General features: G+C 67.0%; 11 protein-coding genes and 1 pseudogene. 5 read left to right on the forward strand and 7 right to left on the reverse strand.

Translation table 11 applies throughout. The annotated features are described in order from the left end of the window. Nucleotides 1–57 precede the first annotated feature (57 nt). Both BLU62_RS17385 and BLU62_RS17390 read right to left on the reverse strand, forming a co-directional pair. Nucleotides 58–759: a hypothetical protein gene (locus BLU62_RS17385; RefSeq protein WP_139180039.1), complete on the reverse strand. Its 702-nt coding sequence runs from the start codon at nt 757–759 to the stop codon at nt 58–60. Between the two features lie 220 nt (nt 760–979). Further along, entirely contained in the window at nt 980–2,071 is a 1,092-nt protein-coding gene (locus BLU62_RS17390) for an IS630 family transposase (RefSeq protein ID WP_074847987.1), read from the reverse strand. Between the two features lie 391 nt (nt 2,072–2,462). On the opposite strand from BLU62_RS17390, the gene BLU62_RS17395 reads away from it, so the two are divergent. After that, a complete protein-coding gene (locus tag BLU62_RS17395; protein ID WP_074851039.1) occupies nt 2,463–3,716 on the forward strand; it encodes an HNH endonuclease in 1,254 nt (417 codons plus the stop codon). A 280-nt stretch (nt 3,717–3,996) separates the two neighbouring features. Here BLU62_RS17395 and BLU62_RS17400 read toward each other — a convergent pair whose 3' ends face one another. Next, entirely contained in the window at nt 3,997–4,896 is a 900-nt protein-coding gene (locus tag BLU62_RS17400) for an alpha/beta fold hydrolase (RefSeq protein WP_208863640.1), read from the reverse strand. Nucleotides 4,897–4,926: 30 nt separating this feature from the next. Between BLU62_RS17400 and BLU62_RS17405 the strand changes: the two genes are divergently transcribed. Together BLU62_RS17405 and BLU62_RS17410 are read left to right on the forward strand one after the other, a co-directional pair. Next, nucleotides 4,927–5,844: an alpha/beta fold hydrolase gene (locus BLU62_RS17405; RefSeq protein ID WP_074851043.1), complete on the forward strand. Its 918-nt coding sequence runs from the start codon at nt 4,927–4,929 to the stop codon at nt 5,842–5,844. Between the two features lie 297 nt (nt 5,845–6,141). After that, a pseudogene (locus BLU62_RS17410) lies at nt 6,142–7,378 on the forward strand (HNH endonuclease). Nucleotides 7,379–7,565: 187 nt separating this feature from the next. Here the strand turns inward: BLU62_RS17410 and BLU62_RS17415 are convergent. The 4 genes from BLU62_RS17415 to BLU62_RS17430 all read right to left on the reverse strand — a co-directional run bounded on the left by BLU62_RS17415 (nt 7,566) and on the right by BLU62_RS17430 (nt 10,330). Continuing rightward, complete coding sequence (locus BLU62_RS17415; protein WP_074851045.1) at nt 7,566–8,453, reverse strand: copper resistance D family protein; 888 nt, start codon at nt 8,451–8,453, stop codon at nt 7,566–7,568. Between the two features lie 3 nt (nt 8,454–8,456). Next, a complete protein-coding gene (locus BLU62_RS17420) occupies nt 8,457–9,005 on the reverse strand; it encodes a copper resistance CopC family protein (protein ID WP_074851047.1) in 549 nt (182 codons plus the stop codon). After that, nucleotides 8,998–9,720, reverse strand: a complete 723-nt coding sequence (locus tag BLU62_RS17425; protein WP_074851049.1) for a YcnI family copper-binding membrane protein — start codon at nt 9,718–9,720, stop codon at nt 8,998–9,000. Before BLU62_RS17425 ends, BLU62_RS17420 begins: the two co-directional genes overlap by 8 nt. Nucleotides 9,721–9,808: 88 nt before the next feature. After that, nucleotides 9,809–10,330 carry a hypothetical protein gene (locus BLU62_RS17430; RefSeq protein ID WP_074851051.1) on the reverse strand — a complete coding sequence of 174 codons (522 nt, stop codon included), beginning with the start codon at nt 10,328–10,330 and terminating at the stop codon, nt 9,809–9,811. Between the two features lie 85 nt (nt 10,331–10,415). On the opposite strand from BLU62_RS17430, the gene BLU62_RS17435 reads away from it, so the two are divergent. Both BLU62_RS17435 and BLU62_RS17440 read left to right on the forward strand, forming a co-directional pair. Next, the gene (locus BLU62_RS17435; RefSeq protein ID WP_074852972.1) at nt 10,416–11,276 is read left to right on the forward strand and encodes a GNAT family N-acetyltransferase; all 861 of its coding nucleotides are present in this window, start codon (nt 10,416–10,418) and stop codon (nt 11,274–11,276) included. Continuing rightward, a complete protein-coding gene (locus BLU62_RS17440) occupies nt 11,273–12,463 on the forward strand; it encodes an alkaline phosphatase family protein (protein ID WP_074851053.1) in 1,191 nt (396 codons plus the stop codon). Before BLU62_RS17435 ends, BLU62_RS17440 begins: the two co-directional genes overlap by 4 nt. The last annotated feature ends 7 nt before the right edge of the window (nt 12,464–12,470 follow it).

Genomic DNA, 12,470 nt, shown 5'->3' on the forward strand with positions numbered 1-12,470 from the left:
CATGCGTAGGTTCGCCGCAATCAGCTCGTGCGGTCGCATCCATACGCTGATCAGCGGCTACGACGCGTGCTCTGGTGAGCGCTGGCGGCGCACCCGGCGAGCTCGCGTGGCGAGAGGTCTCCTCGAGATCAACGACACCAGCCGAAAGTCGTAGCGACGGTTCCGGTACCACCGCCGCACTCGACGGGCCTGCTCCGTCCGCTTTCTCGCGGAACGTTCGGCCGCGATGTCGGACGAGCCTCGTACTCCGTAAGCGGCTCGCAGTTGTCGAATCCGCCGAGTGTGCGGCGACTGCTCGTTCAACGGCCGTCCAGCCAGCCTGTACGCGGGATGACGGAAAATTCCTGCGATGAACCAAGCAATACATGAGAAGGACAGCATCCCCGCCGCGAAGACCACAGCAAGAACCTTCGAGTGAGGCGCTGTTCCGCTGGGCAAGAACATGATCGGGTAACCGACCGCGAACAGTGCAGTGAGCAGACTCAGCACACGGAACAACAGCGCCATGCCGTCTTGTGGGCGGGGCATGGTGAGCAAGTCGAACTGGCGAAGGGCTTCTGCCCAGGAGTATCGCTGCTTGAGTGACGCATGAGTGGGATCGACATCCTCGTCGGGCAGTAGCGCCACCAACCGCTCCACCTGTTCGAAGTAGCTCCGCCGGTGCTTGTAATGGACATATAGGGCGGCGAGCGCCGACACCAGCGGTACAAGCGCGCCGAGTAGCGCCAAGTAGAAACTTGGGTCGCCAAGCGTGTTCAAGCCGAACCCCCTGCTGTTGGTGCACCTTTACCGAGCCCTCTCGGATTCGGGCTGACGCTAGCAGCGAGTACCGACCGATCGGCGGATGAGTTGCTCCGACCTGCAGCACTCCGCGCGGCGGGGTTTCTGCCGCGTGTAGGTGGCCGCCCTCAGGAAGGCTGGCCTCGCGACCGGGCCGCCGTCGAGCGGGGTCGCCGGCCTCGTGAGCGAAGCGAGCCGTCTAGTGTCCTGAGTCATTAATTCGTGTGCAGTAGTGGGCGATGGAGTCGAGGATCTGGTCAGCGGTCTTGACCCACACGTAGGGGCGGGGGTTGTCGTTCCAGGTCTCGATCCACGCTCTGATGTCGGCATTGAGTGCTCGTACGGTGCGGTGGGTGGAGCGTTGGAGTTTCTTGGTGGTCAGTTCGGCGAACCAGCGTTCGACGAGGTTCATCCAGGATGAGCTGGTGGGGGTGAAGTGGACAACAAACCGCGGGTGCGCGGTCAGCCATCGCTTGACCGCGGGTGTCTTGTGGGTGGAGGCATTGTCCATGACCAGGTGGACGTCGAGCTCGTCGGGTACCTCGGCGTCGATCTTGCGGAGGAATCCGATGAATTCCGTTGCGCGATGCCGTGAGTGAAGCGAACCGATGACTTTGCCCGACGCGATGTCCAACGCCGCGTACAGGCTGGAGGTGCCGTTGCGCACGTAGTCGTGGCTGGCCCGTTGCGGGGTGCCCGGGAGCATGGGAAAGATCGGCTGGGTGCGATCGAGCGCTTGGATCTGGGTCTTCTCGTCAACGCAGAGCACCAGGGCACGTTCGGGTGGGTTCATGTAGAGCCCGACGACGTCGCGGACCTTTTCGGTGAACATGGGATCTTTCGACAGCTTCCACGAATCCTGTTTGTGTGGAGCCAATCCGAACGCTCTCCATACACGCGAAACAGTTGACTGCGACATGTCGAGATGCTCAGCCATCGACCGAGTCGACCAGTGTGTCGCATTCTTCGGAGTGGTCTCGAGAGTTGCGGTGATCAGGTCTTTGATCTGCTCGTCGCCGACGGTTCGAGGTCGCCCGGGCCGGGGTTCGTCGAGCAACCCCTCGCAGCGGTGCTCGACGAACCGGCCTCGCCATCGCCGCACGGTACCTCGGTTGAGGCCGAGTCGTTGTGCCACTTCGGTATTCGACCCGCCATCTGCGGCAGCGAGAACGATTCGTGATCGCATCGCCAAACCCGAGGCCGTCGTTCGCCGACGCGCCCACCCTTCGAGCTCACGGCGCTCGTCATCGGTCAGAACAATATCCACTGCTCGCGGACCCCGGGTTGCCATTCCCCAGTCTATCAACCGAATGACAATTAATGACTCAGGACACTAGGTAGTTGCCCCACCCGACGAGACCCACGGCACCGTCGTGCTCGTCAAGCTTCTCGCGCCCGGGAGCCGACGTTGGTGAATGCGTTGTGGGTGCGGCATCCCAACGACCACCGTCCGGCCGGTTGGTTGGCGCCATTGAGCTTGGCCGGCGGTTCGATTGGGCCCTATGACTTGTCGTGCAGTAAGTGTGATCCATTCGCCGGTCAGATCGGTCGGCGGAGCCGGTCCGCAGGGTTTGTCAGACCCCCGATGTACAACTGAAGACACAGAAAATTTGATGACGCAGCAGTAGTCAACGACGGTCCCACCCAACCGCATTGCCTCCATGAGAGGGACGGCTGCCGTCATGATCGACACCGACACCACTTCACTCGACGCACTCCTCGACCAACTCGTCGAGATCACCGCACCAACAGATGACCCCACCGGCCGCACGACGTGCGCGCAGTTGGAGTTCTGGCGGCTGATCCGCAATGTCGCCGACCATCAGATCGCCACCCACGCAGCGACTCTCGATTCGCTGGGCGTTGCGGAGAAAGCCGGGTCGACCACCAAGAAACTGTTGATCGAGATGGGACTCCCACCCGCGGCCGCCACCCGCACCATCCGCATCGCCGACAGCCTCGGCACACTGAGCAAGGTCGAGGCGTGTGCCGCCTACGGGCGCCTGTCGGGTGAGATCGTCGACGCCATCGTGCGTGGCATGACTGCAATCGAGAAACGGTCCCCTACAGCACTTTCCGACGACGAGCGGGCCGTCTATGAGACCGAACTCCTCACCCAAGCACTGTCGGGTGCCACACCCGCCGAAGTGCACAAGCATGCCCAGACGATCGGCAACACCATCGCCGACGATCAGGGTGGCATCCCCGCGTGTGATGATCGGTCTCTGGACGCCCTGTCGCACCACCTGACTGATGACGGTCGCGTCGAGATCTATGGCAACGTGACGCAGAGCGTGGGTGAGAAGTTCGTCGCGATGATCGACGAACGTTCGGTGCCGCGACCGGAACCGGATGGTTCTCCTGACCGGCGCTCGGCCTCCCAGATCCGCGCCGACGCACTCGAGGTGTTGCTCGACCAGGCCGCGGCGGGCGCTTCGATGGACACCATCGGTGCACCGCGAACCCAGACCTTACTGACCATCCCCGCCCACGGCGGCAACCCCGCATCCCTGCCCTGGACCGGACCGACCACCCAAGCCACCGCGAAACGGTTGTCCTGCGACGGAACCCTGACCGAGATCATCATCGACGGCGAAACCGTGCCCCTGCAGATGGGCCGCGAACGACGACTATTTCCCCCACACCTGCGCAAGGCGATCATCATCCGCGACGAGAACTGCATCAAATGCGGTGCCCCACCGTCACATACGCAGGTACACCACATCGAGCACTGGACCGACAACGGCGAGACCGAACTCGACAACGGCTGCCTACTCTGCCAACGCTGCCACACCCAGGTCCACCACAACGGCTGGGACATCATGATCGGCTTCGACCGCCACCCCTGGCTCATCCCACCCGCCGACATCGACCCCCAACGCCGACCGCTACCCGCCTACAACCGCCGCACCATGCGACTCGACGACGCCGCCTGACACACACAAGCTTTCGCGCAGCAGAATTTCGATACGACTCGCCGCAAGCTCCTCACCTACTCAACCAGCAGTGGCACCCGACATCAGCCGGGACCGCATCCGATCCTTGACAACTCCACAGTGTTTGGCGCCGGCGTGGTTTCGACACGGCTCGCCGCAAGCTCCTCACCTACTCAACCAGCGACTTCTTCTGGCAGAGTAGGCCCGAGGCGCCAGCCGACCGTCTCCCCGCTGGCGGAGTAGCGACGACCGAGCGCGGCGAGGACGCCGCGTATCGAGGTCACCCTGTCGGCGGAACCTGCACCGCTGCACGGGAACTCACCGCGTCGAGCGCCTCGGTGAACGGCGGGATGAAGAACCGCGCGCCGAGGACGCAGCAGGCGTGACCGCCGTCGACCTCGAAGCGTTGCGACCCGGGGATGCCGTCGAGGAGCAGTTGCTGGCGTTCGGGCTCGACGACGCGGTCACGGGTGGACACCACGACGGCGGTCGGGACGTCGATCTCGTGGAGCCAACTGCGGGAGTCGAATTGGCCCAGTCCGTTTCCGAATTCGCCGAGATGCGACAGCGGCGTCGAGAAGAATTGCCGCAGCGCCCAGATGGACGTGTGTGACGTCGTCTTGTTGAGACTCTTATCGGAGATGCGCGGGAGCAGTCGGTAGAGCGGCGTCAGAATGCGGCCGGTCCGTTCCGACGACCTTCGGTGCTTGGGGTCGTTGGTGCTGAAGAACGGGCCCGTCGAGCAGAGCACCAGACCCGACACCCGCTCGGGATGACGACGCCACACCAGCTGGGCGATGCCGCCGCCCATCGAGAAGCCGGCGGCGATGAACCGGTCGATGCCGAGGACGTCGGCGACGGCGACCACGTCGTCGGCACAGTCACGGAGGTCGAAGGTGTCCGACTCGATGCCGCGACCGTGCCAGCGGGCGTCGAGGGTGATCACCCGGTAGCGGTCGTTGATCGCCGGGATGGTCGGGTACCAGCACAGCAGGCCGGTGGTCAGCACCGAATGCAGCAGGAACACCGCCGGGGCGTCGCGGGGACCCGAATCGGTGATGAAGGCGCGTCCGCGACCGGGAAGGTCGAGCATCTGACCCGGGGGAATGTCCGTGGCCGGGTACGGCGTGAAGACGTGGCGGACTGCTCTGGCGGCGCCGTTGAGAAACTCGGGGATCACCCATACAACGCTACGTGAGATGCTGGTCACATGATCGACATCGCCCGTCCGAAAATCGAGGGGTCGATCGCCGTGGCCGACGGTGATCGTCGAATCGGCTTCGCCGAATACGGATCGGCCACCGGACGGGCCATCATCTGGCTCCACGGAACGCCCGGAGCGCGCCGTCAGATCCCCGTCGAAGCACGTGGGCATGCCGCTGAGCGGGAAGTTCGGCTGATCGGGCTGGACCGGCCCGGTGTCGGGGCGTCGACGCCGTACCGGTACGACGCCATCGCCGACTTCGCCCCCGACCTCGAGAGTGTCCTCGAAGCCCTCGGCATCGACGAGTTCGCCATCATCGGCCTCTCCGGCGGCGGGCCGTACGCGCTCGGAGTGGCGCACGCGATGCCCGATCGGGTGATCGCGGCGGGCATCCTCGGCGGCGTCGCCCCGACCGTCGGCCCCGACCGCATCCCCGGCGGCGCGATGAAACTCGGCTCGTTCCTGGCGCCGGTCGTCGGTGTCGCAGGGTCGCAGATCGGGCAGGTCCTGAGCACGGCACTCCGCTTCGCGCGACCCATCGCCGAACCGGCCATCAGCATCTACGGCCACTTCTCCCCCGAAGCCGACCGTGAACTGTTGGCGCGCCCCGAGTTCCGCGCCATGTTCCTCGACGACCTGCTCCACGGCGGGCGTCGGGCGATGGAAGCGCCGTTCGCCGACGTCGTCGTCTTCGCGCGGGACTGGGGCTTCCGCGTCTCCGACGTCCAGGTGCCCGTGCGCTGGTGGCACGGCGACCACGACCACATCATCCCGTACGCCCACGGCGAGCACATGGTGTCGCTCCTGCCCGACGCCAAGCTGTTCGAACTGCCCGGCGAGAGCCATCTCAGCACCCTGCACATGGCCACCGACATCATCGACGAGCTGCTCGCGATCTGGGATCAGTCACGGGCGTTGAAGTAGCACGGCTGTCAGAAGTACCCGTTGTGTGTGAGTTCGGCAGCGTTGACGTAAGAGTCGCCGACGATTCGCGCCGTGTGACGGGTTTGCCCGCATCCATAGGTGAGCGAGTGGCCGTCATGAGGCGTTGTTGCGAATGTCGTCGGCGGCCGGCAGGGTGCGCCCGAGGGTAGGAGTCGGCGCTGTCAGCATTGCCCAGATCGTTCACATATGTGAAAGACATTGCGACGCCGTCGATTACCGAGGAACTGGCTGTGGAGAAACCTCGCAGTCGAACGTATGTTCGAGTACATTGGAGTCATGGCCCCGCTCGAACAGATCCTCGACACCCTCATCGAGATCACCCCACCCGCCAACGACCCCACCGGCCGCCTCACATACGAACGGCTGGAGTTCTGGCGACTGATCCGCAACGTGGTCGATCATCAGATCAGCACGCACACAGCACCAATCGACGCATTACAGGTCGCCGAGAAGACCGGCTCCACCACCCGCAGGCTGCTCATCGAGATGGGATTCCCGCCCGCAGTCGCCACCCGCACCGCCCGCATCGCCGACAGCCTCGGCATGCTGGGCAAGGTCGAGGCGTGTGCCGCCGACGGGCGCCTGTCGGGCGAGATCGTCGACGCCATCGTCCGTGGCATGACTGTGATCGAGAAGCGCTCACCCACACAGCTTTCCGATGACGAGCGAGCCGTCTACGAAACCGAACTCCTCACCCAAGCACTATCCGGTGCCACACCCACCGAAATACAGAAACGTGCGCAGACCATCGGCAACACCATCGCCGACGATCAGGGTGGCATCCCCGCGTGCGACGACCGCTCCCTCGACACCCTGTCCCACCACCTGACTGATGACAGTCGCGTCGAGATCCACGCCAACGTCACCCAGACCGTCGGCGAGAAGTTCATCGCGATGATCGACGAACGCTCCGTGCCGCGTCCCGAACCCGACGGCACACTTGACCGACGCTCCGCCGACCAACGACGCGCCGACGCCCTCGAGACCCTGCTGGACCAGGCCGCCATCGGTGCGGCGATGGACACCATCGGCACACCGCGAACCCAGACCTTGCTCACCATCCCCGCCGACGGCGGCAACCCCGCATCCCTGCCCTGGACCGGACCAACCACCCAAGCCACCGCGAAACGGTTGTCATGCGACGGAACCCTGACCGAGATCATCATCGACGGCGAAACCGTGCCCCTGCAGATGGGCCGCGAACGACGACTGTTCCCACCACACCTGCGCAAGGCGATCATCATCCGCGACGAGAAGTGCATCAAATGCGGTGCCCCACCATCACATACGCAGGTGCACCATATCGAGCACTGGACCGACAACGGCGAGACCGAACTCGACAACGGCTGCCTGCTATGTCAACGCTGCCACACCCAGGTCCATCACAACGGGTGGGACATCATGATCGGCTTCGACCGCCATCCGTGGCTGATCCCACCCGCCGACGTCGACCCCCGACGCCGCGCTACCCGCTTACAACCGCCGCACCATGCGACTCGACGACGCCGCCTGACACAGAGAAGCTTTCGCGCAGCAGGGTTTCGATACGGCTCGTCGCAAGCTCCTCACCTACTCAACCAGCAGTGGCACCGGACATCAGCCGGGACCGCATCCGTTCCTTGACAACTCCACAGTGAATCCGACCCGCGGAGCCGACTCCGTCCCGCCCGGCACTTCCGGGCGGGACGGGTCGGAGGCTCCTACGGCGCGGTCGCCGACAAGCCGGCGGCGAGACCCAGCACCACGGCCATCAGGACCAGTTCGACGGCAGCGTTGCGGATCGACGCGGCCTCGGTCGCGCGGTGGCGTTCGGCGGCAGGCACCCAGCGACGTCGATGCCAGATGGCGACCCCTACGAGGGCCGCCAGCATCACGACCTTCGCCAGCAGGATCCGGCCGTAGCCGGTGGTGAACAGTGCCGACGGCCCGTCGATCTCGGTGAGGGCGGCGACCACACCGGTCACCGCGATCACTCCGACCGCCCACGGGGCGCGCTGCGAGAACACCGGCAGACTGCGTGCCCACCCGGACCGGCCGCGCACCGACATCACCATCGCGGCGAGCAGCCCGCACCACCAGGCGGCGGCCAGCGCGTGGGCGCCGACGAGGAGTGGGCCGAGTGCGTTGTTGCCGGCGTGACCGGAGATCGCGGTGGCCAGCACCCCGATCGCCGCGAGCGCCCCGACCACGACGACGGGGATCGTGACCTCGGTCAGCAGGTCGAGCACCGCCCACGCAACGATGAGCAGGCCCGTGACCAGCGCGACCATCTCGGAGGCGCCGGAGGTGAGGACCTCACCGAAGTCGCCGGCGCGCACGTCGAGCACGTCGGCGCCGGAGCGATCGGCGGTCCGCACCCAGGCGCTGATCAGTGTCGCCACCACCCAGACACCGGCGAGTGCGCCGATCCACTTCGACGACGGCTCGGCGTCGATGGTCGGCAGCAGGCCGAGACCGAGCACCACCACGGAGACGCCGAGCGCGAGGGTCGCGGGCAATGCCACCGTGTCCGGTCCGTCGGGGCGGGCGAGCAACCAGCTCACCAACAATCCGGCGAACAGGACCGGGACACCGGCCACGACCCTCACGCGTCAGCTCCGTGTCTTGGGGCGTCGCGTCAGCCAGAACACGACACCCAGACCCACGACCAGAACCGCGACGGCACCGACGATGAAGTACCACACCGGGATTCCGTCGTCGGACTGATCAGCGGAGGCATCGGCGAGCGCACCCGGCTCACCGTTTCCGGCGACCGTCAGCTCGAAGCTGCGCTGCCCGCTGATGACGTGACCGTCGGCGGAGGTGACCCGGTAGTTGATCGTGTACTTGCCGGCCGGTCCGAGCTCACGGACGCCGACGCTCACCGTGCTGCCGTCGACCTTCGGGTCGCCGGACTGCCAGAAGTGATCGTCGGGCCCGACGACGTTGAGCACCGCGTACGCGGACTGGATGCCCTCGTTGAACGTCAGCGTGACGGTCGAAGGACCGGCGGACAGGCTCGCGCCGTCGGCGGGATCGGACGACACGAGACGCGAATGCGCCGACGCCGCGGGCGCCGACCAGGTTCCGACCAGACCCAGGCACGCGAGTGCGGCCAGGACCAGCAGGACCGGCCGGCTCAGCGCCGCCCGCTTACGCATTGCCGCGACCGTTGCGTCGGACCACCATCAGCGCCGCGACGCCGAAGACAGTGCCCAGCGCGCCGACGACCAGGCCGATACCGCCGAGCCAGCGGGCCGCGGAGTCCGCCTGGGCCGTCTCCGTTGCCTGCGACTGGGGTGCGTCGGTGCTGGTCCCGGGCGCTGCTGCGTGTTGTCCGCCGTGTCCGTCGCCGCCCGCCGCGAGGGTGATCGTCGGAGCGGGCTTCTCGGGCTCGGTGCCGTCGGCCGGGGTGGGCTGATTCCAGTCGGCCGTCTCACCGTCGGCGTAGGTCTGCAGAGTCGGCAGCGTGACGGTCTCCTGCTCGGGGAACGGGCCGCCGGAGAACCGGAACTGCGCGAACTGGCCGACCGGGACTCCGGGCGAACCGGGTTCGGCGGTCCAGGTGATCTCGGTGACCACGTCGTCCTTCTTGGTGACGACCGACTTCCAGCCGCTCATCGCCTCCGGGCGTGCCGACTTCAGGCCGGGCAGGGTCACGCGCAGCGACGTCGTCGGAGCCGCGTCGGACTCGTTGGGGACCACCAGCGTGACGACGCCGTATCCGCCCTGCGTGACGGTCGGGGCGTTGGCGCTGACATGCGCCGACGCCACGCCCGCCCCGGTCAGGGAGGCCGCGCCGACCACGGCGGCAGCGGCGGCGGGCAGGACTAGCCGGCGGGCGATGGTGGCCCGCGTCGAGACAAGGTTCTTCATGTGGGTTCTTTCGTGGAGTTCGGATGTCTGTACATGGCGCGCGCACGACAGCACCGAACCGTCGTGGGTTCGGTGTGGTGGCGCGGCGTCAGAATCCGAGCGGAGGTCCACGAACGCCGGTACCACCGGCGGCGGGACCGGCGAGAACAGCGGGTTGCGTCCAGAAGATCGGGCGTGCGCCCGGCACACGGAGCGCGACGGGCGGCGTCAGCGACGCGATGACCGAACCGATGACGGCCAGGAGCTGCGCACCGACGACGATCAGCACCGCACTGAGCGGGATCGCGACGAGGTGCGTCAGCAGCATCGGCATCGCCGGGGCGTCGTGGGTGACGTGTGCGGCGTCGGCGGCGAGCGACCAGTGACTCGCGACCTGCGCGGCGGTCAGGACGCCGACGGCCGACGCGGTGGCCGGGAGAAGTCGTCGGCGGTGGGTCGCCAGTTGCAGGAGCATTGCCGCGACCACACCGATCGCGATGGTGAGCACCAGGCCACCCGAGCTGGGCGCCTGGCCGCCGGCGGCACCGTGCGCGGCGATCGCCACTGCGGGCACCGCACCGGCCGCGGCGACGCGCGTGAACGCGTCGGGCGTGCGGACGGTGCGTGACATGGCCCCATCCTAAGGAGTGGGTCCCCGCGGATCGGACTCGGCCAACCCGGCCAACTCGTCGGCCCGCGGTGAAACAATCGAGAACATGTCGCTGTCACCGGCCCATGTCGAGGTTCGTCCAGCAGAGTTCGGCCCTGTCGAGGTTCGCGAGCTGTCGTCTCCCGACGAACTCGAAGAACTGATGCGGATCTTCGACGACGTGTGGCGGCCGGACCCGACGAGACGCCCGGTGGGCATCGACATGCTGCGGGCGTTGTCGCATTCGGGCAACTACGTCGCCGGCGCGTTCATCGGCGATCACCTGGCGGGCGGTAGCGTCGCGTTCCTGTCCGCGCCGGCCGGCGAGGCCCTGCACAGCCACATCACCGGGGTTACCCGACGCGGACGCGGCCACCACGTCGGCTACCTGCTGAAGATGCACCAGCGGAAGTGGGCGCTGGCGCGCGGGCTGTCGACGATCACGTGGACCTTCGATCCGCTGGTCGCGCGCAACGCGTACTTCAACATCACCAAGCTGGGAGCCGAGCCGGTCCACTACTACGAGGACTTCTACGGCGAGATCGGCGACGAGCTGGGCGGCGACGCCGACTCGGATCGGGTGCTGATGTCTTGGGCGGTCGATGCCGATCTACCCGATGCCGTGGATGGTGTCGGCAGCGCGGAGGCACTGATCGCCGGTGGTGCGGTGGCGGTCATCGACGACTCCGACCGGTCGCGTCCCGTCGCCCACCATGAACGGGTGACCCCCGACGCGACGGTGGTGGTGGCGTTGCCGCGGGACGTCGAGGCGATGCGGGTGAGTCATCCGCTCGACGCGGCGCGGTGGCGGATCGCGCTGCGGGACGCCCTGTCGCCGTTGCTTCTCGAGGGTGACGCCCGACGGTCGGTGCGGTTCCTGCGGTCGGGTCACTACGTGTTCGGTCCGGCGGGTTCGGGGGTGCGGTGAGCGTCGAATCGACTCCCGACGAACTGACCCCCGCCGACTGGGCGCGGTACCCGCAGACCCTCGCCGATGTCCTGCCTGCGGTCTCTGGCGCCCTGGGCATGTCCGATGGCGCGGACCTCGTTGTGCCGCCGGGCGATTCGGTGGTGGTGTTGCTGATCGACGGGCTCGGGGCGACGCTGCTCGAGCAGTACGCGGACTTCGCGCCGACCCTGCGTGAGCTGACGGCGACCACGCTGCGTGCGGGATTTCCCGCGACGACCGCGACCAGCATCCTGAGCCTGACGGTCGGAGCGGCGTGCGGCGTGCACGGGATCATCGGATACAGCTTCCGGCCCGACGACGACTGTCGGACTCGGGGTACGCGCCGGGTACTGAACTCGCTGCGCTGGAGTCTCGACGACGCGCACGGACCGTCGGCGCTGGTCACCTATCCCCCGGCCCTGGTGCGCACCCACCCCGGAAGCCTGGAATCGCTTGCGGACGAAGGCGTTCGGGTGACGTATGTGATGCCCGGCGAGTTCCGCGGGACCGGCCTGACCCTGGCCGCGTTCCGCGCACCCGGCCAGTATGTGCCCGCGGTGACGCCCGACGGTGTGCGCGACGGTGTGCTGGCGGCCGTGCGCGGACGCAGTCGCCACCGGCGGTTCGTGTACGCGTACTACAGCGAACTCGACACGGCGGGCCACATCCACGGCCCCGGATCGGAAGCATGGCTGGAGAAGCTGCGGCTCGTCGATCGTCTCGTCGCCGACCTCGCCGCCGAGTTGCCCTCCGGGACAACGCTGCTCGTCACCGGCGACCACGGGATGATCACCGCCGACCGGGCCATCGACATCGACACCGCGCCAGGGCTTCTCGACGGCGTCGAAGCGGTGGCCGGTGAGGCGCGGGCACGGCACGTGTACGCGGCTCCGGGTGCTGGCGAGGACGTGCTGAAGGCATGGTCGGGGTATCTGGGCGATGCCGCGCACGTCGTCTCGCGGGAGCAGACCATCGACGAGGGATGGTTCGGGCCCGAGGTGACCGACGCCGTTGCGCGTCGGATCGGGGACGTCGTCGCGGTGGCGCGGGACGACGTGACGCTCACGCGGTCGAAGAACGAGACGATGGAGTCGATGATGATCGGCCACCACGGCGCGTGGACGGCTGCGGAGCAGCTTGTGCCGCTGGTTGTTGCGTCGGGGTGATCCCTGC

The sequence above is a fragment of the Gordonia westfalica genome (genome assembly GCF_900105725.1).
GTDB lineage: Bacteria > Actinomycetota > Actinomycetes > Mycobacteriales > Mycobacteriaceae > Gordonia > Gordonia westfalica.

Bases quoted from the DNA above. Each gene is read 5' to 3' on its own strand.
- BLU62_RS17390 (WP_074847987.1), bottom strand. From the start codon at position 2,071: ATGGCAACCCGGGGTCCGCGAGCAGTGGATATTGTTCTGACCGATGAC.
- BLU62_RS17395 (WP_074851039.1), top strand. From the start codon at position 2,463: ATGATCGACACCGACACCACTTCACTCGACGCACTCCTCGACCAACTC.
- BLU62_RS17405 (WP_074851043.1), top strand. From the start codon at position 4,927: ATGATCGACATCGCCCGTCCGAAAATCGAGGGGTCGATCGCCGTGGCC.
- BLU62_RS17420 (WP_074851047.1), bottom strand. From the start codon at position 9,005: ATGCGTAAGCGGGCGGCGCTGAGCCGGCCGGTCCTGCTGGTCCTGGCC.
- BLU62_RS17425 (WP_074851049.1), bottom strand. From the start codon at position 9,720: ATGAAGAACCTTGTCTCGACGCGGGCCACCATCGCCCGCCGGCTAGTC.
- BLU62_RS17430 (WP_074851051.1), bottom strand. From the start codon at position 10,330: ATGTCACGCACCGTCCGCACGCCCGACGCGTTCACGCGCGTCGCCGCG.
- BLU62_RS17435 (WP_074852972.1), top strand. From the start codon at position 10,416: ATGTCGCTGTCACCGGCCCATGTCGAGGTTCGTCCAGCAGAGTTCGGC.